General features: G+C 72.7%; 20 protein-coding genes. 12 read left to right on the forward strand and 8 right to left on the reverse strand.

The genetic code is table 11. The features are described 5' to 3' along the window. Positions 1-76: 76 nt before the first annotated feature. The gene (locus tag JW613_RS01530) at positions 77-694 is read right to left on the reverse strand and encodes a hypothetical protein (RefSeq protein ID WP_209208855.1); all 618 of its coding nucleotides are present in this window, start codon (positions 692-694) and stop codon (positions 77-79) included. A gap of 585 nt (positions 695-1,279) precedes the next feature. Here JW613_RS01530 and JW613_RS01535 point away from each other — a divergent pair. Then, positions 1,280-2,635 (forward strand): PucR family transcriptional regulator, encoded by a 1,356-nt coding sequence (locus JW613_RS01535; RefSeq protein ID WP_209208856.1) that lies wholly within the window; start codon positions 1,280-1,282, stop codon positions 2,633-2,635. A 26-nt stretch (positions 2,636-2,661) separates the two neighbouring features. On the opposite strand, the gene JW613_RS01540 is transcribed toward JW613_RS01535, so the two are convergent. After that, positions 2,662-3,333: a hypothetical protein gene (locus JW613_RS01540; protein ID WP_209208857.1), complete on the reverse strand. Its 672-nt coding sequence runs from the start codon at positions 3,331-3,333 to the stop codon at positions 2,662-2,664. 842 nt (positions 3,334-4,175) lie between these two features. On the opposite strand from JW613_RS01540, the gene JW613_RS01545 reads away from it, so the two are divergent. Next, positions 4,176-6,122, forward strand: a complete 1,947-nt coding sequence (locus JW613_RS01545) for an AMP-dependent synthetase/ligase (RefSeq protein WP_209208858.1) — start codon at positions 4,176-4,178, stop codon at positions 6,120-6,122. A 137-nt stretch (positions 6,123-6,259) separates the two neighbouring features. Then, positions 6,260-7,348, forward strand: a complete 1,089-nt coding sequence (locus JW613_RS01550) for an isoaspartyl peptidase/L-asparaginase family protein (protein WP_307865744.1) — start codon at positions 6,260-6,262, stop codon at positions 7,346-7,348. Positions 7,349-7,366: 18 nt separating this feature from the next. Here JW613_RS01550 and JW613_RS01555 read toward each other — a convergent pair whose 3' ends face one another. Then, on the reverse strand, positions 7,367-8,539 hold the full coding sequence (locus JW613_RS01555; protein WP_209208860.1) for an acyl-CoA dehydrogenase family protein: 1,173 nt from the start codon (positions 8,537-8,539) through the stop codon (positions 7,367-7,369). 47 nt (positions 8,540-8,586) lie between these two features. Then, on the reverse strand, positions 8,587-10,074 hold the full coding sequence (locus JW613_RS01560; protein ID WP_209208861.1) for a 3-hydroxyacyl-CoA dehydrogenase: 1,488 nt from the start codon (positions 10,072-10,074) through the stop codon (positions 8,587-8,589). Between the two features lie 145 nt (positions 10,075-10,219). On the opposite strand from JW613_RS01560, the gene JW613_RS01565 reads away from it, so the two are divergent. Beyond that, on the forward strand, positions 10,220-11,146 hold the full coding sequence (locus JW613_RS01565; RefSeq protein WP_209208862.1) for a LysR family transcriptional regulator: 927 nt from the start codon (positions 10,220-10,222) through the stop codon (positions 11,144-11,146). Positions 11,147-11,189: 43 nt separating this feature from the next. After that, positions 11,190-12,431, forward strand: a complete 1,242-nt coding sequence (locus tag JW613_RS01570) for an acetyl-CoA C-acetyltransferase (protein ID WP_209208863.1) — start codon at positions 11,190-11,192, stop codon at positions 12,429-12,431. A gap of 83 nt (positions 12,432-12,514) precedes the next feature. On the opposite strand, the gene JW613_RS01575 is transcribed toward JW613_RS01570, so the two are convergent. Further along, on the reverse strand, positions 12,515-13,495 hold the full coding sequence (locus JW613_RS01575; protein WP_245224776.1) for a Sco1979 family transcriptional regulator: 981 nt from the start codon (positions 13,493-13,495) through the stop codon (positions 12,515-12,517). A 427-nt stretch (positions 13,496-13,922) separates the two neighbouring features. Here JW613_RS01575 and JW613_RS01580 point away from each other — a divergent pair, with 427 nt between their 5' ends. Both JW613_RS01580 and JW613_RS01585 read left to right on the forward strand, forming a co-directional pair. Then, complete coding sequence (locus JW613_RS01580) at positions 13,923-15,248, forward strand: type I glutamate--ammonia ligase (RefSeq protein ID WP_307865774.1); 1,326 nt, start codon at positions 13,923-13,925, stop codon at positions 15,246-15,248. Continuing rightward, positions 15,249-16,403, forward strand: a complete 1,155-nt coding sequence (locus JW613_RS01585; protein ID WP_209208865.1) for an amidohydrolase family protein — start codon at positions 15,249-15,251, stop codon at positions 16,401-16,403. Between the two features lie 107 nt (positions 16,404-16,510). Here the strand turns inward: JW613_RS01585 and JW613_RS01590 are convergent, their stop codons facing one another. The 3 genes from JW613_RS01590 to JW613_RS01600 all read right to left on the reverse strand — a co-directional run bounded on the left by JW613_RS01590 (position 16,511) and on the right by JW613_RS01600 (position 19,347). Further along, a complete protein-coding gene (locus JW613_RS01590) occupies positions 16,511-17,026 on the reverse strand; it encodes a lytic polysaccharide monooxygenase auxiliary activity family 9 protein (RefSeq protein WP_209208866.1) in 516 nt (171 codons plus the stop codon). Positions 17,027-17,199: 173 nt separating this feature from the next. Beyond that, a complete protein-coding gene (locus JW613_RS01595) occupies positions 17,200-18,279 on the reverse strand; it encodes a PP2C family protein-serine/threonine phosphatase (protein ID WP_209208867.1) in 1,080 nt (359 codons plus the stop codon). Positions 18,280-18,474: 195 nt separating this feature from the next. Then, positions 18,475-19,347, reverse strand: a complete 873-nt coding sequence (locus tag JW613_RS01600) for an NmrA family NAD(P)-binding protein (protein WP_209208868.1) — start codon at positions 19,345-19,347, stop codon at positions 18,475-18,477. Positions 19,348-19,513: 166 nt separating this feature from the next. On the opposite strand from JW613_RS01600, the gene JW613_RS01605 reads away from it, so the two are divergent. From JW613_RS01605 to hypA, 5 genes are all read left to right on the forward strand, one after another. Next, positions 19,514-21,295 (forward strand): AMP-binding protein, encoded by a 1,782-nt coding sequence (locus JW613_RS01605; protein ID WP_209208869.1) that lies wholly within the window; start codon positions 19,514-19,516, stop codon positions 21,293-21,295. A 28-nt stretch (positions 21,296-21,323) separates the two neighbouring features. Next, positions 21,324-22,292, forward strand: coding sequence for a helix-turn-helix transcriptional regulator (locus tag JW613_RS01610; protein WP_245224778.1), 969 nt, complete (start codon positions 21,324-21,326; stop codon positions 22,290-22,292). 194 nt (positions 22,293-22,486) lie between these two features. Continuing rightward, positions 22,487-23,098: a helix-turn-helix transcriptional regulator gene (locus JW613_RS01615; RefSeq protein ID WP_209208870.1), complete on the forward strand. Its 612-nt coding sequence runs from the start codon at positions 22,487-22,489 to the stop codon at positions 23,096-23,098. A gap of 85 nt (positions 23,099-23,183) precedes the next feature. After that, a complete protein-coding gene (locus JW613_RS01620) occupies positions 23,184-23,810 on the forward strand; it encodes a hydrogenase maturation protease (RefSeq protein ID WP_209208871.1) in 627 nt (208 codons plus the stop codon). 46 nt (positions 23,811-23,856) lie between these two features. Beyond that, complete coding sequence (hypA, locus tag JW613_RS01625) at positions 23,857-24,237, forward strand: hydrogenase maturation nickel metallochaperone HypA (protein ID WP_099885393.1); 381 nt, start codon at positions 23,857-23,859, stop codon at positions 24,235-24,237.

Raw genomic sequence — 24,237 nt, forward strand, 5'->3', positions numbered from 1 at the left:
TCCTCGGAGGGGGCCGCACCCGCCCGCCGAGGGGGGAACGCGTCGGCGGGACGGGTGCGGCGAGCGGCGGGTGTCGTCAGTCGGCGGTGATGGTCTGGGCCGGGTCGGTGTCGTAGGCGGCGTTGAAGGTCGCGGCGTCGCCCGTGTTGATCAGGCCGAGGCAGTTGGCCTCGGTGGCTTCGAGGTTGCCGCCGTTGACCACCAGCTGGTGCGTGGTGTTGTCGAAGTAGCCGGTCACCGTGGCGTCGCCACCGCCGGGCCCGGCGAAGGAAGCCGTGCACAGGCCGTCGGGGTCGGAGATGGTGGCGGTGATGCCGGAGATGGAGCCGACGACCCGGTCGGGGTCGGCGGGATCGACGGACTCGGCGTTGATGCTCAGCGGGCTGGAGACGGTGACGTCGAAGCTGATCCCCGCGAGGGAGCAGCCCGAGAAGGTCAGGGTGTTGATGGTGCCGAGTCCGGCGCCCGCGTTGCCGGAGCCTGTCTTCAGGGTGCCCGAGGCGTCGGACGAGTCGCAGAAGAGGTCGGCGTTGGGCACGGACAGGGTGGGGTTGGCGGCGTTCGCAGAGAACGACCCGCCGGGGGTCACCGTCCACGTCGCGGCGGACGTGGCGGTGGCGGATGCGGCCGAGAAGCCGAGAGCGGCGGTTGCGGCGACGGCCGCTACCGCGGCTCGTCTGGTGAATTTGCGCACGTGACATTCCCTCCGTTGGATTTGGGATCCTGAAGAGCTGTACTCCGCACCGGGGCGACATTCTCAGCACAGCCGTTGCTCATCGCACGTGACGCTGCGCCCGCCATTTCCGTATGCCCTTGTCGGGCAGCTGGCAGAACGGACGTTACGCACTGGTAACGCGGCGGTGCAATACCCCGGTTCAAGATGCGGTAGGGCGTTTCCGCTGAGGTGTTTTTCTTGTCAACAAGAGAGCATCGGAGCGCTGTTGCGGGGGCCTGGTTCATCACCGGGTGCGCGTCCCCTACCGCACGGGATGACGTGCGCACCGCACGGTGGCAGCGTGGTGACTCCCGCGTGCACCCCCCAACCTTCCGCGTCCCGCAGGGGCTGCGCCCACGCGTCGGCTGGTCTATGGTCTGCGGTGCGCGAGCGCCGATGCCGTACCCCCACCGGCCCGGGTGACGCCCCGCGCGGCTGAGGAAGGCAGTACGCGTTCCGTCGGAGCCCGCCCGGCCGCACCGGCCGCGCGCACACCGGACTCGTCCCCCACCTTGGCCGGTTGGCTTTCGCCCTGCTCCGAGGCCGACAGCGGAAGGTACGTCCATGGTGCAGACAGCAGCAGCTTCCCGGGCCAGAACCCAGCCGCCGGGACCGCTCCCCCAGGAACTGGCGGCCGTGATGTGGCCCGAACTCCCCGCAGTGGCAGAGGAGATGGTGCACGAGATCGGACGTGCGGTACCCGAGTACCGGCCGCTGCTCGAAGGCTCCTACCGGACGGTTCTGCTGCACTGCGTGCGCCAGAACCTCACCAGCTTCGTCGAACTGGTCGCCGACCCCGCTGCCTCGACGGCCGAGCGCGACCAACTGTGCCGCAGGCTCGGCCAGTTCGAGGCCCACGAGGGCCGGGGACTGCACTGTCTCCAGTCGGCGCTGCGCGTCGGCGCCCGGGTGGGGCTGCGCCGCGCGACCACCGTCGGTACCCGCTACAACCTGCCCGCCTCCTTGATCGTCGCCTTCGCCGACGCGGTGTTCGCCTACACGGACGTGATCGAGTCGCTGTGCCGCGAGGGCTATGTGGCGGCCAGGGGCGGCGGGGACGACGCATGGGAGTCGCAGCGCAGCCGGCTGCTGCGGCTGATCCTGGCCGGAGTGAGCGACGTGGTCACCGCGGACCGCGCCCGGGGCGCGGCGAACCGGGCCGGCACATCGCCGGATCCCGAGCCCTCGCCACCTTCGCCGCTCACCGAGCTGGCCGGGCGCGTCGGCTGGCGGATTCCGGAGCGGGTGACCCTGGTGGCGCTGTCCCCGGACGCCGGCCGGAACGGGTTACGGCTGCCGGGCCGGCTCGACGAGGACGTACTGACCGACCTGGGCGACCAACGGCCGCACCTGCTGGTACCGGGTGAGGTGGACGAGCCGCGGGCCGCCCGACTGGAGTCCGCGCTGGACGGCCGCCGCGCGGTGCTCGGCGTGACGGTCGGGCTGGGCAGCGCCGCCGACTCGCTGCGCTGGGCCCGGCAGACGCTCTCCCTCGTGGAGACTGGCGTCCTTCCCGAAGCGCCGCTCACCCGCTGCGAGGAGCACCTGGTCACCTTATGGCTGACGGGGGATCCCGCACTGGCCGAACGGCTGGCCGTACGGCAGCTGGCCCCGCTGTCCGGATTGACACCGGGGCAGCGGGAGCGGCTGGTCGACACGTTGCGGACCTGGCTGACGACCCGGGGGACGGCGGCTCAGATGGCGCAGCTGCTGCATCTGCACCCGCAGACGGTGCGCTACCGGATGCGGGCACTCAAGCGCGTACTGGGTGCCCAACTCGGCGATCCCGACCAGCGGTTCGCCACCGAGCTGGCGCTACGGGCGCTGCATCTGCGGGGCCGGGCGGGCGCGCGGCCCCCGGCCGGCGCGCATGCGAAGGGCCGGGAGCCTGAGCTGCCCAGGGGGCACGAGGGGGACTGACGGGCCGCCGGGATCGGCCGTCCGCCTCAGGAGTCGGCCGGTTCCGCGGGCGGGGCCGCCTGGCCGAGCGTGAGGGTGAGGGTGTTGCCCTCCCCCGGCACCATGCTGTTGATGATCGGGGTGGCCAGCAGACAGTGCTCGAACTTCGGGATGGTGTAGGTCCCGCTCAGCTTGCCGCCCTTGAAGACGTTGAAGCCGGGCTCGGAGTCGAGGTCGATGACGGCCGGGGTCTTCGTCTTGCAGTACGGCCCGACCGGGGTGGGGACGCCACCGATCTTGAGATTCTTCAGCCGCAGCGTCAGATGCGAGGTGGTGCTGACGGCGCCGGTTCGCACGTCGAGGGTCCCGGTGGTCGGCTCCTCCTCGATGAACTCCGTGGTGACCGTGACGGGGATGCCGAGCGCTCTGAACGAGCCCGGCGCGTCCGGGAGTTGGGTGCGCGCGGTCAAAGCGCCGGTGGTCATGTCGGTCGAGGTCTTCAGGGTCCCGGGGCCCAGCGTCAGATCGCTGTCGGTACCGGCGAGGTGGGTGGTGCCGCTGAGCGGGTAGTCGAGCTGGACGGGTGCGGCGGCACCGGATTCCGCGTGCGCGGTACCGGCGGCCAGGGCGGGGGCCACACAGCCGAGCGCGGCGGCGACGGCCACACCGGCGCGGCGCGCGGCTTTGGAGCGCGGGGATGCGGACAGCGTGCGTCTCATATCAGCTCCTGAATGTCGAGGAACGCACTTACGCGCATGAGCGGACCCCGTGGCCGACACGGGCCGGGCCACGGGGTCCGGGCCGCGGATAGCGGCCAGGGATATGACTCGCGAGCCATGACGCCGACGGAATGGCGGCGCCCCGGTGAAAACGAACGCTACGGACGGGTAACCGGTCTTGCAACAGCCATTTCTTGATTTCTTCGCAGCCGTCGAAATGGACGGCGATTCTTGTCTGTGCCCGCGCAATGCGAGGGATTTCTTCATCGACCGCTGAGCAGCCGCGGCGGCCATACGGCCGCCGCGCCCCGCACCAACGGTGGCGGCCGCACCGACGCACACGAGTCAGCGCCGGTCGCACCGGCCGTGGCAGCAAGGGGCGACCGCATGGCATCGGTCCGCGTCGGCCCGCACCGGTCCGGGCCCGGGCGCCGTCATACGTCGACCGGTACCGGCCGCGTCGGCTCGCGCCGCGGCCCCCACCGGCACACATCCGCCGTGTCGGCCCGCATCGGTCCGCGTTCGCACACGTCAACCAGCGGCGGCCGCACCGCCGCTGTCGTCCCGCACCGACCCGCGTCGGCACGATTCCGGCGGTGTCGGCACGCACCGTCAGCCCGGGATGCGTCCGCGCGCACCTCGTCGGCCGCACCGGTGCGCAGTCGGCGGCGTCGACCCGCATCCGTCGGCAGCGGTCCGCCTCGACCCGCGTCGGCGGCGGCTCGCGGGACGGCTTGTGTCGGGGGCATTGATTTCTCCTTACGCGTGAGTAAGTTGACTCTCCCGTCACCAAGCGCACCACCCCAGGCACCACACCCGCACCCGCGAACAGGAGCCGAAAGATGGGCGTCTGGAAGGACCTCAGGACAGTGAAGCGCCGCAGCGAGTTGGCGAGCCGCGGCCCGGTGAAGGTGATCAAGGAGGGCGGCACGGTACGCGAGGCCCGCGCCGACCCGCTGGTCCCGCCCGCCACCTCCGGAAGCCTCGCCGATCTTCCCTTCACCAACGCCGCCGAGGCACCCGAGGCGATCGTCGTGCGCCGCAAGGTCGGGGACGAATGGCTTCCGGTGTCCGCCGCCGCCTTCGCCCGGGAGGTCGGCGAAACCGCGAAGGGGCTGGTCGCGGCCGGGTTGGAGCCCGGGGCCAGGGTCGGGCTGATGTGCCGTACGCGCTACGAGTGGTGCGTGCTGGACTTCGCCGTCTGGGCGGCCGGCGGCCAGACGGTGCCCATCTATGCCACCTCCTCCACCGAACAGGTCGAGTGGATCCTGCGCGACTCGCAGGCCGCCTTCCTGTTCGTGGAGACGGCCGAGCACGCCGCCACGGCCGAACCCGCGCTGGCGGCGCAGCCGAGGCGGCCACGGCTGTGGCAGATCGACCCGTCCGCCGGCAGTCGACCCGCGCTCGACCAACTCGCCGAGGAGGGGCGGCGGATATCCGACGAGGAGATCACCGAGCGCCGTTCGGCCCTCGGCCCCGACACCGTCGCCACCCTCTGCTACACCTCCGGCACCACCGGAAAGCCCAAGGGCTGTGTGCTCAGCCACGGCAATCTGCACGCCGAGGCCGCCAACACCGTGGAGTTGCTGCACCCGATCTTCAAAGAGGTCACCGGTCAGACGGCGTCCACCCTGCTCTTCCTGCCTCTCGCGCACATCCTCGGCCGCACCATCCAGATCGCCTGTCTGTTCGCCCGGATCGAGTTCGGGCACTGCCCCAGCATCAAACCGGCCGAGCTGCGGCCAGAACTTCGCTCCTACCGGCCGACGTTCGTCGTCGGTGTGCCCTATCTCTTCGAGAAGATCCACGACACCGGCCGGGAGACGGCGGAGAAGCTGGGGCGCGGCTCCTCCTTCGACCGCGCCGACCGGATCGCGGTGCGCTTCGGTGAGGCGTATCTGCACAAGTTCCTCGGCACCGGCAAGGGCCCCTCGCCGGGCCTGTATCTGGCCTGGGGCCTGTACGACCTGCTGGTCTACCGCCGCGTCCGCAAGGAGCTGGGCGGCAGGCTGCGCTACGCCATCAGCGGCGGCTCACCGCTCGACCGCCGCCTCAGCCTGTTCTTCCACGCGGCCGGCGTCGTCATCTACGAGGGCTACGGGCTCACCGAGACATCGGCCGCCGCCACGGTCACCCCACCGCTCGACCCGCGCCCCGGCACCGTCGGCCGCCCGATCCCCGGCACGGCCGTGCGCATCGCGGACGACGGCGAGGTCCTGATCAAGGGCGGCATCGTCTTCGGCTCGTACTGGAACCGGCCCCAAGAGAGTGCCGAGGTGCTGACCGACGGCTGGTTCGCCACCGGCGACCTCGGGACGCTGGACGAGGACGGGTATCTGACCATCGTCGGCCGCAAGAAGGACATCCTCATCACCAGCGGCGGCAAGAACGTCTCCCCGGCGCCGCTGGAGGACCGGCTGCGCAGCCGCCCACCGGTCGCGCAGTGCATGGTCGTCGGCGACGGCCGCCGCTATGTGGCGGCTCTCATCACCCTGGACCCGGAGGCGGTGGCGCACTGGCTCCAGGTGCGCAAGCGGCCCCTCGACACCCCGCTCGCCGAGCTGCGCGAGGACCCCGAGATGGTCGCCGGTGTGCAGCGGGCCGTCGACCATGCGAACGAAGCCGTCTCCAGGTCCGAGTCCATCCGCCGGTTCCGCATCGTCGACGGTGAGTTCACCGAGGAGAACGGGCTGCTGACCCCCTCGCTGAAGGTGAAGCGCCAGGCGGTGGCTGAGGCGTACGCGGACGAGATCGAGGCCCTCTACAGCGAACGGGGTGCTGAGCAGTAGGGTGCGCGCGTTCCCAGGTCACGGACCGAGGAGGGATGGGCATGCGTGCTCGGATACGGCTACGTCCACGCTCAGGTTCACATCCACGCTCAAGTCCACGTCCGCGCTCGGGTCCACTCCCTCGTCGCGGAGCACGGGTGTTCGCGGCGTTGGCGGGGGCGACCGCGCTCGCGGTGGTACTCGTCGCCGTGCCCCGGGACGGTGGCGGATCGCCGGGTGGCCCGCGCGGCGCCTCCGCCGGCTCCCCCGCGGCAGCCGCCGCGCCCGCGCCCGCCGGGAGGGCGAAGCCGGACGCGCGCGACGTGGTGCTCGCCGTGCACGGTGGCGCCGGGACCGCGCTGAAGCGGGAGGAGACGAGCCCCCAGAAGGAGAAGGCCTACCGGGACGGCCTCCGGCGTGCGCTGCGCGCCGGAGGCCGGGTGCTGGACGCGGGTGGCAGCAGCACCGAGGCCGTGGAGAAGGCGGTACGCGTCCTGGAGGACGACCCGCTGTTCAACGCGGGCAAGGGCGCGGTCTTCACCGCCGACGCCGGCCACGAGTTGGACGCCTCGATCATGCGCGGCTCGGACATGAAGGCCGGTGCGGTCGCCGGGGTGAAGCACGTACGCAACCCGATCACCGCGGCCCGGCTGGTCATGAAGGAGACCCGGCATGTGCTGCTCGCGGGGCAGGGCGCCGACGACTTCGCCGCCCAGCAGGGCCTCAAGCCGGTGACGCAGGACTACTTCTGGACCCAGCGGCGCTGGGACCAGCTGATGGAGGCCAAGGGCGACAAGTCCGTGAAGGACGTCACCAAGGGCACGGTGGGCGCGGTGGCCAGGGACAAGAAGCGGAACCTGGCCGCCGCCACCTCCACCGGCGGGCTCACCGACAAGATGGCGGGGCGCGTCGGTGACTCGCCCGTGGTCGGGGCCGGGACGTACGCGAAGAACAGCACGGTCGCCGCCAGCGCCACCGGGCAGGGGGAGGTGTTCATCCGCGGGGCCGCCACCGCGACGATCTCCGCCCTGATGGAGTTCGAGCGCAAGGACGTCGCCTCGGCAGCGTACGAGGTGCTGATCCGGCGGCTGCCGAAGCTGGGCGGCGACGGCGGGGTCATCGCGCTGGACCGCGACGGCACCTTCGACGCACCGCACAGCAGCGAGGGCATGCTGACCGGCCATCTCACCCGGGACGGCAAGCTCGTCACCCGTATCTTCGCCGACGAGTCGCCGCCCAACCGGTGAACGGCCCGCCCCGTGCGGTCACGTCAGGGCGTCGACCCCGGTCAGCGCCCTGCCGATGATCAGCTTCTGCACCTGGCTCGTGCCCTCGTAGAGCGTGAGCACGCGGGCGTCGCGCAGGTACTTGCCCGCCGGGTACTCGTCGATGAAGCCGTAGCCGCCGAAGGTCTGCAGGCAGTTGTTGCTGACCTTCACTGCCGTCTCGCTGGCGTGGTACTTGGCGATCGAGGCCTCGGTGGCGTACTGCCTCGGCGTGGCGCCCGCGTCCGCCATCCGCGCGACCTGGTAGGTGAGCAGCCGGGCGGCACGGATGTCCACCTCCGACTCGGCCAGCAGTTCCTGCACCAACTGGAAGGAGGCGACGGGCTTGCCGAACTGCTCGCGCTCGGTGGCATGGCGCACGGCCGCATCCAGCGCGCCCTGCGCGAGCCCCACCGAACCGGCCGCCACCGAGATCCGCCCCCGGGAGAGCGCACCCAGCGCGATGCCGAGCCCCTTGCCGACCTCACCGAGGCGTGCGGAGTCGGGCACCCGCACGCCGTCGTAGGTGAGTTCGGCGGTGGCCTGACCGCGCAGGCCGAGCTTGCCGTGGATCTCCGTCGCGGTGAAGCCCGGTGTGTCGGTCGGTACGAGGAAGGCGGTGATGCCGTCCTCGCCGGTGCGGGCGAAGGTGAGGGCCACGTCGGCGACGGTGCCGTTGGTGATGAACATCTTGGCGCCGTCGATGATCCAGTCCCCGGACTCCGCCCCGCCGTCCCGGCGGGCGCGGGTGCGCAGCGAGCCCGCGTCGGAGCCGGTCTCCGGCTCGGTCAGCCCGAAGCAGCCGAGGGCCGTACCGGCGGCGAGCCGTGGCAGCCACTGCTGCTTCTGTTCCCCGGTGCCGTGCGCGGCGATCGTCTTGGCCACGAGGCCGAGCGAGACGGAGACGATGCCGCGCACCGACGAGTCGCCACGGCCGAGCTCTTCGGTGACCACCGCGTAGGACAGCGTGTCGACCGGTACCCCGCCGTACTCCTCCGGCAGGGTCAGGCCGAGGAAGCCCAGCTCCCCCAGCCGCCTGGGGATCGCGGGGTCCACCGCCTCCTCGCGGTCCCACTCCCTGGCGTGCGGTATCACCTCCCGCTCCACGAAGTCGCGCGCCATGCCGCGCATGTCCCGCTGTGTCTCGCTCAGCCCGAAGTCCCGGTGATCCATGTGGCTCCAACTCTCCTGAGGGGGCGGAAGAAAGGGGGGGCCGGGTCTCATTCCGGCAGGCTCGCCATGGGCGTGCTCAGCGGGAGGCCCAGAGCGGCTCGATGGGTGAGCCAGGGGGTGGGGCGGTAGCGGGGGTCGCCGGTTTCCTGGGCGAGGGCCCGCAGCAGGGCGAGGATCCGGGCGGAGCCCACGGTGTCCGCCCAGGCCAGCGGGCCTCGCGGGTAGCCCAGGCCCAGGGTGACGGCGGTGTCGATGTCGTCGGGCGCGGCGATACCGCGCTCGGCGATCCCGGTGGCGACGTTCACCACGGAGGCCAGCAGCCGCTGCGCGACCGAGCCGGCGGTGTCCCGGACGACGGTGACCGGGTGGCCGTCCCTGGCGAGAACGGCGACGGCGTCGCGTACGGCGTCCTCGCGCGTGGCCGGGGTCACCGCCAGGACCCGGCGCGGCGTGCCCAACGACAGCGGGTCCACCCCCAGGGTGCGCTCAGCGGGCAGCCCTTCGTCGGCCACCGCGGCGGCGACCGAGGTGCCCCAGGTCGGCACCAGGACCAGGGCATCGTCCGGGGTGGCGCCGGACGTGGCGAGGCCGGCCAGTTCGCTGCCGGTGACCCGGACGGCCCGCTCGGCGTCTCCGCCCTCGATGCGGGGTTCGGGCAGCGAGGGCCCCGCCTCGCCGTCGCCGTACGCGTAGAAACCCCGCCGGGACTTGCGTCCGTACAGCCCGGCCGCGACCCGGTTGGCCGGCAGATAGGAGGGGCGCAGCCGGTCCGCGTGCCGGAAGCCGTCCCAGACGGTGTCCATCACGGAGGCCGTCACATCGAGCCCCGTCAGGTCCATCAGTTCGAACGGGCCCATCCGCAGGCCGAGCACGTCGCGGGCGATGCGGTCGATCGCCGGGTGCCCCGCGACGGACTCCTCCAGCAGGGCGAACGCCTCGGTCACCAGTCCGCGCCCGGCGTGGTTGACGAGGAAGCCGGGGGTGTCGGCCACCGTGACCGGGCGGTGTCCCGAGTTCGCCACCAGGGCGACCAGCAGTTCGACCAGACTCTCGCGGGTGGCGGCGCCGGGCACCACCTCGACGAGCCGCATCAGGGGGACGGGGTTGAAGAAGTGCAGCCCGGCCAGCCGTCCGGGGTCGGCGAGCCGGGCGCCGATCCGGGTGACGGACAGCGAGGAGGTGTTGGTCGCGAAGACGGTCGAGGCGGGCAGCGCCCGCTCCAGGCCGGTGAACAGCTCCGCCTTGACCTCCAGGTCCTCCAGCACCGCCTCGATCACCAGCTCGGGGGCCGCCCCGTCCCCGGGGGTGGCGTACGGCGAGTCGAGTGCCAGCAGGGCGGCCGTCGCGCGGTCGGCCTCGGCGCGGCTCGTCCGGCCCTTCTCCACCGCCCGCTCCAGCATGGCGCGTACGAAGGAGACCGCTTCGGCCACCGCCTCGGGCCGTGCGTCGGCGAGTTCCACCGTGTGTCCGGCCATGACGGCCCACTGAGCGATGCCACGGCCCATGGTGCCGGCTCCGACCACCCTGATCCGCATGTAGGGCTTCCTCTCCTCAAGTCCGCGCGGTCCCACGCTGTCAGTGACCATTGATCTGCGTCCAATACCAAATTAGAGTCTTTTTGAGACGAGCAACAGATCAGTGGCCTCTCTTGGGGCCGCCCCTCTCGGAAGTGAGCCCACCGTGGAGCTGCGCTACCTCGCCGCGTTCGTCGCCGTGGCGGAGGAACTGCACTTCGGCCGGGCCGCCAAGCGGCTGCACATGGCCCAGCCGCCGCTCAGCCAGCAGATCCGCCAGCTGGAGAAGGAGCTGGGGGTGCAGCTGTTCGAGCGCAGCACCCGTTCGGTGCGGCTGACCAGCGCGGGCGAGTCCTTCCTGGCACCGGTCCGCAAGGTGCTGGCCGATCTGGACGCCGCCACCCGGGTCGCCAAGGCCGCGGGGCGGGGCGAGTTCGGGCGGGTCAGCGTGGGCTTCGCGGGGGCCTCCAGCCACACCTCACTGCCCCTGCTGACCCGGGCGGTCCGCACCGCACATCCCGGCATCGAGCTGGTGATGCAGGGTCAGAACTACGCCGACCGGGCCCTCGCCCGAGTCGCCGAGGGCTCCCTCGACCTCGGCTTCGTGAGGCTGCCGGTGACCCGGCCGGGAGTGGAGACCCGGGTGATCGCCGAGGAGGAGCTGATCTGCGCCCTCGCCTCGGACCATCCGCTGGCCCGCCAGGAGCGGGTGGACGTCGCGGACCTGGCGGGCGAGCCGTTCGTCAGCTTCCCCGCCGACGCCGGCTCCAGCCTGCGCGATGCGACGTTCCGGACCTGCGAGCGCGCCGGGCACATCCCCCGTGTCGTACAGGAGGCACCGGACTCGTACACCATCCTGGCGCTGGTGGCGATGGGCGTCGGCGTCACCCTCACGCTCACCTCCTGCACCCACATCCAGCAGACGGGCCTGGTCTACCGCCCGTTGGCCGGGCCGCCCGTGGTGCTGCGTTCGGCACTCGCATGGCGCGCGGACAACCCGTCGGCCGCGCTGCGCAGCGTGCTGGACGTGGCCCGAGAGGTGCTGCCCGCCCCCTCACCGCCGGCGCCTCACCCCCGAGGGGGGACCGAGTGACCGGCACAGCCCGCCCCCGCCCGGAGAACCAGGAAGGCTTCCCATGTCCGACAGCCCCGGCAGCGCCGACATCGTCATCTGCGCACCCGTGCGCACCCCGATCGGCCGGTTCGGCGGCGCGCTGGCCGGGCAGCGCCCGCAGGCGCTGGCCGCGCAGGTGATCTCCGAGATCGTGTCGCGTACCGGCATCGACCCGGCACGGGTGGACGAGGTGATCCTCGGCCACGCCTACCCCACCTCGGAGGCGCCCGCCCTGGGGCGGGTGGCCGCCCTGGACGCGGGATTGCCCGAGTCGGTGACCGGCACCCAGATCGACCGGCGCTGCGGTTCCGGCCTGCAGGCTGTGCTGGATGCCGCGATGCAGATACGGGCCGGGTTCAGCGAGGTGGTCATCGCGGGCGGCGCCGAGGTGATGAGCGCTGCTCCGTACTACACCCACGAGGGCCGCTGGGGCATCAGGGGGCCCGGCCTGACGCTGCACGACTCCCTGGCCCGCGGCCGGGTCACCGCGGGCGGCGAGAACCATCCGGTACCCGGCGGGATGATCGAGACCGCCGAGAACCTGCGCCGGGAGTTCTCCGTCAGCCGCGCGGACCAGGACGCGCTGGCGCTCCGCTCCCAGCGGCGGGCCGCACGGGCGCTGGCCGAGGGCAGGTTCGAGGCGGAGACGGTCGCGGTGACCGTACGCAGCCGCAAGGGCGACACGCGGGTCGACACGGACGAGCACCCCCGTCCGGAGACCACCGCCGAACAGCTCGCCGGGCTGCGCCCCGTCCGGCTCAAGGAGGACCCGGAGGCCACCGTGACCGCAGGCAACGCCAGCGGCCAGAACGACGCGGCGGCCGGCTGCCTGGTCACCAGCGCGGCGACCGCCGAGCGGCTGGGACTGCGGCCGCTGGTGCGGCTGGTCTCCTTCGCCCGGGCAGGCGTGCCCGCACGGACGATGGGCCTCGGCCCGGTGCAGGCCACCCGGGACGCCCTCGCCAAGGCCGGGCTCGAACTGGCGGACCTGGACCTCATCGAGCTGAACGAGGCGTTCGCCGCGCAGGTCCTCGCCTGCACCCGGGCCCTCGGCCTGACCGAGCGGGACCACGAGCAGCGGATCAACGTCAACGGCTCCGGCATCTCGCTGGGCCACCCGGTGGGCGCGACGGGCGCGCGCATCCTGACCACGCTGGCCCACGAGATGCGGCGCGGTGGCGCCCGCTTCGGCCTGGAGACGATGTGCATCGGCGGCGGCCAGGGGCTGGCTGCCGTCTTCGAACGCGTGCCCGACGCGGGCTGATCCGCGGGGCGGGGCTGCTCTCCTGCTGGAAGCCGGGCCGCGGAATCCGGGCCGTCGCACGCGCCGGCCGGGAACCCGGGCGGCTAGGAGCGGGAGAAGCGCCCCGCCAGCGGCTCGGCGGGCTCGGCGGGCTCCGCGTCGGGCAGCTCGTCGGCGATCTGCCGGAGCATCTCCCGGGTCTGGGACGGCGGCATCGAGCGGGTCACCAGCCGGTCGGTGACGCGGCGGTACGCCTCGATGTCGGCGTCGTCCTCGAGGTAGGTGGCGCTGTGCAGCTGCTCCAGATACACGATGTCGGGCAGCTCGCTCTCCGGCAGCCGCAGCAGCGTGACGGGGCCGCCCGCTGCCGCGTGCCCGCCCGCGCTGAAGGGCATGATCTGCACCGTCACATGCGGCAGTTCACTCATCGCGCTCAGATGCCGCAGCTGGGCCCGCATGGTGGCCGTCCCGCCGACGGGGCGGCGCAGCGCGGCCTCGTCGATGACGGCCCATACGTGCGGGGCGCGCGGCCCGTAGAGGATCTGCTGGCGCCGCATCCGCAGGTCCACCCGCCGCTGGATGCCCGCCTCGGGCTCCTCGTCGTGGAGCAGTTCGATCACGGCGCGCGCGTACTCGCCGGTCTGCAGGAGGCCGGGAACGAACTGCACCTCGTAGGTGCGGATGACGCTGGCCGCCTGCTCCAGGCCCAGATAGGTGTGCAGCCAGCGGGGGACGACGCCTTGGAAGGACTGCCACCAGCCGGGCGTGTTGGCCTGCTCGGCCAGCGCGGTCAGTACCGCCCGTTCGCTCTCGTCCGTGACGCCGTAGATGGTGAGCAGGTCCGCGACGTCCCGCAGGGCGCAGCCGGTGCGGCCCTGCTCCAGATCCCGGATCCGCTGATGGGTGACCCGGATGGCCTCCGCGGCCTCCCGGCGGGATATGTACTGCGCCTCGCGCAGCCTCCGCAGCCGGATCCCCAGCACCATCCGGGGCACGGCCGGAGACGCACCACCTCCATCCGTCGAACCGTTCTGCACGGCGTCTCTGGCGGCCGCTTCACCGCCAGTGACGTCAGTGATGCGCATACCGCTGCTCCCGTACCGTAGCCGCATTGGTCTCGCCACCTTCCAAGTTTCCCTCCCCGCTCCGATGTGGCCTCATTGGGGTACCTGCCCAACTAGCCCCGCAGTCAGGCACGTCGTACCCAGGCTTCTTGCCGTTGGCACATCCCGCGGCACACCAGGGGGCCGATCGGGGCGGCCCCGGGGGCGGACCGGGACGGTTTCCGTACCGGATCGGTTGCCCCGTCGCACGCCGCCTTGCCCTGATCGCGAAGGGGGAGTAAACGCCTCGTGCATGGGAACCACACGGCGGACGCCGGCATCCGGGGCGGGCCCCGCGACGCGGACGACAGCGGAGACGACGGAGCACCACGGGCACCGGCCGGAGCGGGAACCCGGACCCGACCAGGAGCGGGCCCGTGCGGCGGCGGCGCGACTGGCCCACGCCGGGGTGCACGGTACCGCGCTCACCTGGGTGGACAACGCGGGGCTCACCCGTGTCAAGGCCGTACCGGTCGACCGGCTGCCGCAGGCCGTCGGCTCGGGTGTCGGTATGTCCCCGTGCTTCGACGTCTATCTCGTCGACGACTCGATGACCGCCGGTGAGTACATCGGCGGCCCGGACGGGGATCTGCGGCTGGTGCCGGACCTGGACCGGCTGACGACGCTGGCGGCACAGCCCGGCTGGGCGTGGGCGCCGGTGGACCGCTACGAGCAGGACGGCACCGCGTACGCCGCCTGCCAGCGCGGTTTCGCGCGGCGGATGGCCGAGCGGGCGCGGGCCGAGCACGGTGTCGAGCTGCGGATGGGGTTCGAGACCGAATGGGTGGTCACACGCGGCCCGCTGTCGGCCGTCGGGGCCGCCGACGCGCCGGAGTACCCGACGGCCGGTCCGGCGTACGGCATGACCCGGCTGGTGGAGACCTCGGACTATCTGCGCGACATCCTCGCGGCACTGACCGCGCAGGGCGTCGAGGTGCTGCAGCTCCACCCCGAGTACGCGGCCGGGCAGTTCGAGGTTTCGGTCGCGCCGTCCGACCCGGTGGGCGCGGCCGACCTGGCGGTACTGGTACGGGAGACCGTGCGCGCGGTCTCGCTGCGGCACGGGCTGACGGCCTCGTTCGCGCCGGTGGTCGACCCGGGCGGGGTGGGCAGCGGAGGGCATCTGCATCTGAGTCTGTGGCGGGAGGGACGCAACCTGTGCGCGGGCGGCGAGGGGCCGTTCGGTATGACGCCGGAGTGCGAGGCGTTCCTGGCCGGGGTGCTGCGGGAACTGCCCGCGCTGCTCGCGCTGGGCGCCCCCTCCCCCGCCAGCTATCTGCGGCTGCGCCCCTCCCGTTGGGCAGGTGCCTTCCACTGCTGGGGGCTGGAGAACCGGGAGGCGGCGCTCCGCTTCATCGCGGGCCGCGGCGCCACCGCCGACGGTGCGAACGCCGAGGTCAAGTGTGTGGACTCGGCGGCCAACCCGTATCTGCTGGTGGGCGGCGTCATCGCGGCGGGGCTGGCCGGTCTCGGTGAGCCGGCCGGCACCGAGCGGGCCGGTGCCCGGTTGCCCGCGCCCGTCGCGGGCGATCCGGCGCACAGCGACCCCGGGCCCGATCCGCTGCCCGGCTCGCTCGCCCACGCGCTGGCACGTTTCGAGGCCTCGCCTGTGCTGCGCGCGGCCCTGGGCGAACCGCTGTTCGATGCGATCCGTGCGGTGCGGGCGGGCGAGATCGAGCTGTTCGAGGGGGCGAGCGATCGGGAGATCGCCGCCGCGACCCGGGGGAGGTACTGAATGCCCGCATCCACGCCGACGTTCCCGCCACTGGTCGACCAGCACTGCCATGGAGTGCTCAGGGCCGGACCCGACCCGGTCGCGTTCGAGGGGTATCTGACCGAGGCCCATGTGCCGCAGCGCCCCGCTCCCTCGCCGGGCTCCGCTCCCGGGGACACCGGCCCCGCGTTCAGCTACTTCGACACCCAGCTGGGGTTCGCCGTACGGCGATGGTGTGCTCCCGTGCTCGGCCTGGAGCCGCACTGTGCGCCGGGCGACTATCTGGAGCGGCGCGCCGAGCTGGGCACCGCCGAGGTGACGGGCAGGCTGCTGCGCTCCGCTGGCATCTCCGCCTTCCTCGTGGACACCGGGCTGCCCGGCCCGCTGCTCACCCCCGGCGAACTGGCCGAGACGGCAGCGGCCGAAGCGCACGAGATCGTGCGCCTCGAACGGCTGGCCGAGCGGGCGGCCGACACCGCACGGGACACCCACGCCTTCCTGGCCGAGCTCTCCGACGCCGTACGCGAATCGGCCCGTACGGCGCGCGGTTTCAAGTCGGTGGTCGCCTACCGCTGCGGCCTGGACCTGGACCCCGTACCGCCCGGCACCTCGGCGATCTACGCGGCGGCCGACCGCTGGCTGGCCTCCCGGGTGCAGGGCGGCAAGCTCTCCGACCCGGTACTGGAGCGGCATCTGCTGTGGTCGGCCGTACGCACGGGGCTGCCGCTGCAGCTGCACACCGGCTTCGGGGACCCGGACCTGCGCCTGGATCGCTGCGACCCGCTGCTGCTGACCGACTTCATCCGCGCGACGGCCCCCTACGGAGCTCCGCTGATCCTGCTGCACTGCTACCCCTACCACCGCGGCGCGGGCTATCTGGCCGCCGTCTTCCCCCATGTGTACGCCGACTTCGGCCTCACCCTGACCCACACCGGGGCCCGTGCCGGCCAGGTGCTGGCGGAACTGCTGGAACTCACCCCGTTCGGCAAACTCCTCTTCTCCACCGACGCCTACGGCATCCCGGAGCTCTATCTGGTCGGTGCCCGCCTCTTCCGCGAGGCGATCACCGGCCTGACGCGGCAGTGGGTGGAGCGGGGCCAGTGGTCCCGCGGCGACGCGGACAGGGTGACAGAAATGATCGCGGGCGGCACGGCGAGGCGGCTGTACGGGCTCTAGGGCCCGACGTAAGCGGGCGCGGCGGTGCCACGCCCGCGGCGGCCGTGCGGCAAAAGGTCCCCCTCGCCACCGTGCGGCGGCGAGGGGGTGGCCCGTGACGAGCGGGGTCAGCCGATGTTCACATCGACGCACGCGTAGAACGCGTTGGCGGTGTCCGCGACGTTCCACACCGCCAGCACGGTCTGCCGTCCGGAGAAGTCGCCGAAGTCGACGTCGTGCGACAGTTGCGACGGCGGCTGCTGCCCGCCCTGGTCGAACTCGGCGATCTTCTGGCCGTCGATGTAGTACTGCCAGGTGGTGGTGCGGTGTGCGGCCGTCAGCGTCCAGTTGAAGGTCGCCGACCTGCCGACGTTCGCCACGTTCCAGCCGTGGTTGTCGTCGCGCAGCTCGGCCCACTCGTCGTGGCCGCCGGCGCAGTCCTGGAGGCCCTTGGGGCCTTCGACGCTCTGCGGCTCGTACTTGATGGAACCGCATTCGACGACTCCGGCGGCGCACTGGGCCTGTCGGCTGGCCGGGTCGCTGATGTAGCCGTGGGCACTGGCGGGCGTCACCGACAGGCCGAGGACGAGCAAGGGGGAGAGTCCGGCACCGATGAGCGCGGCCAGCTTCCTCTTTTTGTGCATGTCAACTCCTTCGGCGGCAGGACCGGCACGCCGGAGCGCACGCCGGGGCCGGTCCCGGTGGGGGGTCATCCGATTGGTCTAGACTTTAACCACTGTCTGTCCACGGTCAAGACATCGGACATCATCGACGGCTGACCGACCCTCACCCGGCGAACCGCGCACCACGGAACCGCTCAGCGGCCCCGGGTGAGCACGAGCACCGCCATGTCGTCCTGCCGCTGGCCCCCCGTCCACTCGGTGACGGCCTCCACCAGCGCGTCCGCCAGCGCACCCGGGCCGCGCGACGCCAACCCGCCGAGCCCGCGCTCCACGTCGAAGAAGGTGCCCTCGGCGTTGCGGGCCTCGGTGACCCCGTCGGTGACCAGGACCAGCGAGTCGTCCGGCGCGAACGGGAAGGTCTCCTCGACCGGCTCTCCGTTCGGGGAGTCGAGCCCGGTCGACAGCGGCAGTTCGGGGTGGGTCGGCTCCAGGCAGACGACGTTGCCCTCGTGCAGGAGATAGGGCGGCGGATGGCCCCGGTTGAGCACGGTGACCGTGTCGCCGGTGACCGGGATCTGGACGAGCAGCGCGGTGACGAACCCCTCGATGTCGTCCGCCGTGTCCCTGCGCCGTTCACCCTCCCGGTCGAGGGCACGATCGAGCCGGTCGGCCAGGTCGTGCAGGGTCGGCGCGTGTTCGGCCGCCTCCCGGAAGGCGCCGACGGCGACCGAGACGGCCGAGACGGCGGGCAGCCCCTTGCCGCGCACATCGCCGATCATCGCGCGGATGCCGAACGGCGACTCCTGGAGCGCGTACAGATCGCCGCCGATCGCGGCCCCGATCTGCGCCGCCACATAGCGGTCCGCGACCTTCAGCGGCCCGATGTCGGTGGGCGGCGCGGGCAGGACGGCGCGCTGCGCCGCCTCCGCGACGGTCAGCGCCAGGGCCAGATTGCGGCCCTGCCGGTCGACGAGCCATTTGATCCACAGCCCCACCAGGCTGACGACCAGCACCGCGATCACATCGATCAGCAGTGCTGCCCCCTCGCGCCCCGCGTACCCGGCCGCGCCCGCCGCCGCCACGCTCGCCACGAAGGCGAACAGCGCGGTGGACCGGAAGGAGTAGCTCATGCCCGCCACCATCGAGGTGCAGGCCAGCAGCGGCAGCCCGTAGTACGGCTTCGGGGAGAACACTCCCGCAGCCACACCCGAGAGCAGCAGCAGTGGCGGCGCCACGTACGGCACTCTGCCCAGTCCATCCGCGGGGCCGCCCACCCAGCTCTCCTCGTCCGTATCCGTCCGACGCCACCCAGAGCCGACGCCCTGTCGTGGTGATTCTCCCATTTGCCGATATTTCCGCACGATTCGACGGGACGGGATGGCGGGAAAGGACGGCAGCGGCTCTCCCGCCCCCCGGCTGCCAGGGGGCGGGGGCCGGGATTCACCCGTTCGGCGTGCGAGCCGCCCCGGTCACAGCAGGGGGCGCAGCCGCTCCCAGGCCCAGGAGCCCAGCGTGGTGGGCGTGGTGGTCAGCAGCGTCCGGGCGTCCGCGGACCGGAAGCCGTCCCGCATCCACACCGACATCCCGACGAAGCCCTCCACCTGCTTGTCCGACAGCCCCGCCGCCCGCAGCGTCGCGCGCAGCTCCTCGTCGCTGATGCGCTCGGCCCGTACCGGGCGGCCGAGCGCCTCGCTGAGAATGGCGGCCGCCTGCGCGTAGGTCAGGTCCTCGGGACCGTGCACCGCCTGCACCCGCTGCCCCGTCCAGGCGTCCGACAGCAGCCGGGCGACGGCCACATCGCCGATGTCGCGCGGGTCGACCCAGGGCATCGGATGGTCCAGCGGCAGGGTCGTGCGCAGCACGCCCTCGTGGCGCAGCGCGTCCACCTCGCCCCACAGGTTGCTGTAGAAGAACCCGCAGCGCAGATGGAGCACCGCCGCTCCGGTCGCCTCCAGCAACTCCTCCGTACGGCCGAGCCCGTCGATCTCCCCCGCCCCCGACCGCAGCTCGGCGCCGGTGCTGCTGAGGAAGACGGTGCGCCCGATGCCGTTCTCGCGTACGGCCCGTGCCGCGTTCGCACCCATCCTGGCGTACCCCGCCACCGGATCGTCGTCGGCGGTCGGCGGGTCGACCCAGAACAGCGCCCCGGCGCCCCGAGTGGCCCGTACGACCGCGTCCCCGTCGCCCTGGTCGCAGCGGACGACATCGGCCCGCTCGCGCACCTCCGCCGCCAGCCGGGCCGGATCGCGAGCCAGCAGGGTGGGGCGCACTCCGGCCTGGAGCAGCAGGTGGACGACGCGTGAGCCGACATGGCCGGTGGGGGTGGTCACCACGATCTTCATGGTTGTGCCAACTGTGACGCGCCGCCCGGCGTCACGGCGGCGGACCCCGCCGCCGCCCGGCACGCACCCAGCGGGTGACCGCTACCCCCGACAAGGGGTAGCGGGCCGGTCGGTACGGCAGGTATGTGTGACGCACGACACCCGACGGAGCCTGTGGAGGTCGCCCATGTCCGCATCCGCACCGCGCGGTGCGCACACCGCCGAGCGCAGCTACGCCTCAGGGGCGTCGACGACCCCGCTGCTGGGCGACACCATCGGGGAGAACCTGGACCGGACCGTCGCCGTCCACGGCGACCGGGACGCCCTGGTCGACGTGGAGGGCGGGCGACGCTGGAGCTACCGGGAGTTCGCCGCCGACGTCGAAGCCGTCGCCATGGGCCTGCACGCGCGAGGCATCCGCAATGGCGACCGGGTGGGCATCTGGGCTCCCAACTGCCCCGAGTGGACGCTGATCCAGTACGCGACGGCGAAGCTGGGCGCGATCCTGGTCAACATCAACCCCGCCTACCGGGCACACGAACTGGCGTACGTCCTCGGCCAGGCGGGCGTCCGCATGCTGGTGGCCGCCCGCAGCCACAAGGGCTCCGACTACGCGGCGATGATCCGGCAGATACGCGGCGAGTGCCCGGCGCTGTCCGAGGTGGTGCTGATCGGCGCGGGCGAGATCGGGGAGACCTCCCCGCGGGGGCCGGAGGAGGAGTGGGCCCGGCTGCTGGAGTCGGGCCGGGCACAGGACCCCGCGCGGGCCCGGGCCGTGCTGGACGGTATCGCCGCCACGCTCTCCGCCGACGACCCCGTCAACCTGCAGTACACGTCCGGCACCACGGGTTTCCCCAAAGGCGCCACCCTCTCGCACCACAACATCCTCAACAACGGCTTCTTCGTCGGCGAGCTGTGCCGCTACACGGAGGCGGACCGCATCTGCCTGCCGGTGCCCTTCTACCACTGCTTCGGCATGGTGATGGGCAACCTGGCGGCCACCAGCCACGGCGCCTGCATGGTCATCCCCTCCCCCGCCTTCGAGCCGAAGGCGGCGCTGCGCGCGGTGCAGGAGGAGCGCTGCACCTCGCTGTACGGGGTGCCGACGATGTTCATCGCCGAGCTGGCCGAACCCGACTTCGACTCCTACGACCTCACCAGCCTGCGGACCGGCATCATGGCCGGATCCCCGTGCCCGGTCGAGGTGATGAAGCAGGTCATCGAGCGGATGGGGATGGCCGAGGTGTCGATCTGCTACGGCATGACGGAGACCTCGCCCGTCTCCACCCAGACCCGCGCCGACGACACGATCGAGCGGCGGGTCTCGACCGTGGGCCGGGTGGGGCCGCACCTGGAGGTCAAGGTCGTCGACCCGGCCACCGGCCGGTGCCTGCCGCGCGGGGAGCCGGGCGAACTGTGCACCCGCGGCTACTCGGTGATGCTCGGCTACTGGGAACAGCCCGAGGCCACCGCCCAGGCCATCGACGCGGCGCGCTGGATGCACACCGGGGATCTGGCGGTGATGGACGACGACGGGTACGTCAAGGTCACCGGCCGGATCAAGGATGTGGTCATCCGGGGCGGGGAGAACATCTATCCGAGGGAGATCGAGGAGTTCCTGTACACCCACCCCCACATCCTCGACGCGCAGGTCGTCGGGGTGCCCGACGAGCGCTACGGTGAGGAACTGATGGCGTGGATACGAATGCGGGAGGGTGCGGCACCACTCACGGCGGACGGCGTACGCGAGTTCTGCGAGGGCAAGCTCGCCCACTACAAGATCCCGCGCTATGTGCACACGGTCGACGCGTTCCCGATGACCGTCACCGGCAAGGTGCGCAAGGTCGAGATCCGTGAGAAGTCGATCGAACTGCTGGGCCTGACACCGCCCACCGGAACCGGGACCGTCGCCGATCGGGCCGCACCCGGTTCCGGGCCCGGCCCGCGCCCGGCCACCCCGTCGAACTGACCACTGTTGTGCAGCGGAGGAGTCGAGGTTGCCTTCACCCGACCGTTCCCGTACCCGTCCCCACTCCCCGGGCGGCCCGGTGCCCTTCCCCCGGTCCCCGCTGCGGCCGGACGATGCCGACGCGTTCCGCCACGCCCTGCGACTGGCGCGGCAACGCACAGGTGTGCGTACGGTCTTCGGCGGCGAGGTGGCCGACGGTGCCCTGCGGCTGACGGAGTTCACCGGCACCCTCACCGACTCCATGCGGGGCCTGCGCGTGGTGCCGGGCCGAGGGCTGGGCGGCTACGTCCTCGCACATCAGCGCCCGTACGCGGTCAACGACTACGTACCGGCCACGACGATCACCCACGACTACGACAGCCCCGTGCGGCGCGAGGGCATACGCGCGATCGTGGCCGCACCGGTCACCGTGCAGGGCGGGGTGCGGGGCGTGCTCTACGCCGCCACCCGCGACACCACGCCGCTGGGGGACCGCGCCACCGCCGCGCTGATGGACGCCGCGCGGCGGCTGGCCGGTGAGATCGCCGTCCGCGAGGAGGTCGACCGGCGCGTCCGGCTGCTGGAGACCGCCGTCGAGGTGCCGCCCGCCCAGCCCCCGGCGCCCGGCCTCGACGCGCTGCGGGACCTGCACGCCGAACTGCGCGGCATCGCCCAGCAGATCGAGGACACAAAGCTGCGGGACAGGCTGCGGCAGGCCTGCGACCGGTTCCTGCGCGCCGGGATCGAGGGCGAAGGGGGCGACACCGGCCCGGAGGGGGGCGACTCCGGCGCCGGCCCGCACGCCGACCGGACCGAGGACCGCCCGCGCCTCTCCCCGCGCGAGCTCGACGTCCTCTCGTACGTCGCACTCGGGTGCACCAACGCGGAGGCCGCCCAGTACCTGGGCCTGGAACCGGAGACGGTCAAGGCCTATCTGCGCAGCGCCACCCGCAAGCTGGGCGTCCACAGTCGCCACCACGCGGTGGCGGCAGCCCGGCGGCACGGCCTGCTGCCGTGACCCGGACGACGGCCCGGACGACCACCCGGACGGCGGCGCGGACTGCGACACGGACGGCCTGCCGGTTCCGGCTAGCCCCGATCGGCGGATCGACGCGGAGCCGGGTCGTTCGTTAACCCCCACATGATCACTGCACAACGACACCCCCTTCCGTTCCTGGCGACACCGCAGCACCACGGAGAGGCGGGCGCGCGATGAGCAAGCGGCAGAAGGGACGCAAGCACCGCGCGGTCAACCGCACCCCCCGCCCGGTCGGTTCCGCCGCACCGGCGAGGGCCACCCGGGCGACGGCCACCCGGGCCATGGCGACCGGCCCGGCGGCAACCGGCCCGACAGCGACAGACCCCGCGGCAGTCACCGGAGCCCCGGCTGCCCGCGCCGAGGCGCCCGCGCCCGGGACCGCGCCCGCACCTCGACCGGCACCCGCGCCCAAGACCGAGACCGAGACCAAGACCGAGACCGAAACCAAGACCGGGACCGGGACCGCGCCGCCGGAGAGCGCGCCGGCCGCCGTGTCCACCCCGGAGGCGGTGAGTGAGCTCTTCCGGACACCCGCCCGCGACGGAGGGCTCGGGCAGAGCGCGGGCCGTACCTGGGAGCGGGTACGAGCGGCGGGCGCGGCCGGGACCGCGGTCGAGGAGCTTGCCGCCGAGGTGGGTTACCAGGAGCGCACCGTGCTCAAGCACCTGCTGGGCCTGGCCGCACACGGGCTGGTCGAACAGTACGGCCCCGGCCGCTGGCGCCCCGTACCGGACGGTGCCGCGGAGACCGGCGCGGACGAGGCCCGGGTGCCGCAGCGCGCCTGAGGCTCCGTCTCCTTCCGTTCCGCGCGGTCCGGTACGGCGCCGCAGGCCGTACCGGACCGCCCCACCCGCCCCACCCGGAGTCCGTATGACCGCCTCCCCCTCCCCCGAGCCGGCCGGCCGCGTCCTCGTCGCCGGGATCGGCAACATCTTCCTGGGCGACGACGGCTTCGGCGTCGAGGTCGTACAACAGCTGGCGCGGCACCCGCTGCCCGAGCACGCCCAGGCCCTGGACATCGGTGTACGAGGCGTCCATCTGGCCTATCAGGTGCTGGACGGCTGCGACACGCTGATCATGGTGGACGCCGTGCAGCGCGGCGGCGCCCCCGGCACGGTGCGGCTGATCGAGGTGTCCGAACAGGACCGTGCGGCACCGGAGGGGGTGCCGGTGGTCGACGGGCACCACATGTCGCCACAGGCCGTGCTCGCCCTGCTGGAGACACTGCGCGAGGGCATGGGCGGAAGCGCCCCTGGGCGGGTGTTCGTCGTCGGCTGCGAGCCCGCCGAGCTGGCGGAGGGCATCGGGCTGAGTCCGCCGGTGGCCGCCGCCGTGGACGAGGCGGTGGAGTTGGTGCTGCGGCTGCTGGCGGACGCCCCCGCGCACCCCTCCCCCGAGGAGGCGGCCGACGCCGCGCCGGACGGGGCGGCCGAACGGCGGACGGCCGCCCGGGACAGCGGCGTGGCGGCGAAGGGGCGGCCCTCGGCGCCCCTGTAATGGTGCGAGCCGCAGCCTGGTCCATACCGCGCAGGGGAAGTGACCGATGCACGAGATGTCCATCGCCATGGCAGTGGTCTGCCAGGTCGAGGAGGCGGCGCGGACCCACCACGCCGTGGGCGTCGAGGCCGTCACCCTGCGGGTGGGCGAGCTGGCCGGCGTCGTCCCCGAGGCGCTGCGCTTCTCGTTCGGTCTCGCCTGCGAAGGGACCGTACTGGCCGGCGCCGAGCTGGTGACCGAGCAGGTGCCGGGGCGTGCGCGGTGCACGTCCTGCGCCCGTGAGTGGGCCACGGGTATGCCCCCGCGGCTGTGCTGCGAGCAGTGCGGAGACTCCCGTACCGAGCTGCGATCCGGCCGCGAGCTGCAGATCGCCACCGTGCGGTGGGCCGAGAACCCGCAGCGCGCCCTAGCCCTTGAGGAGCTGTGA

Origin of the sequence: Streptomyces smyrnaeus (assembly GCF_017676345.1) — a bacterium.
Classification (GTDB): Bacteria; Actinomycetota; Actinomycetes; order Streptomycetales; family Streptomycetaceae; genus Streptomyces; species Streptomyces smyrnaeus.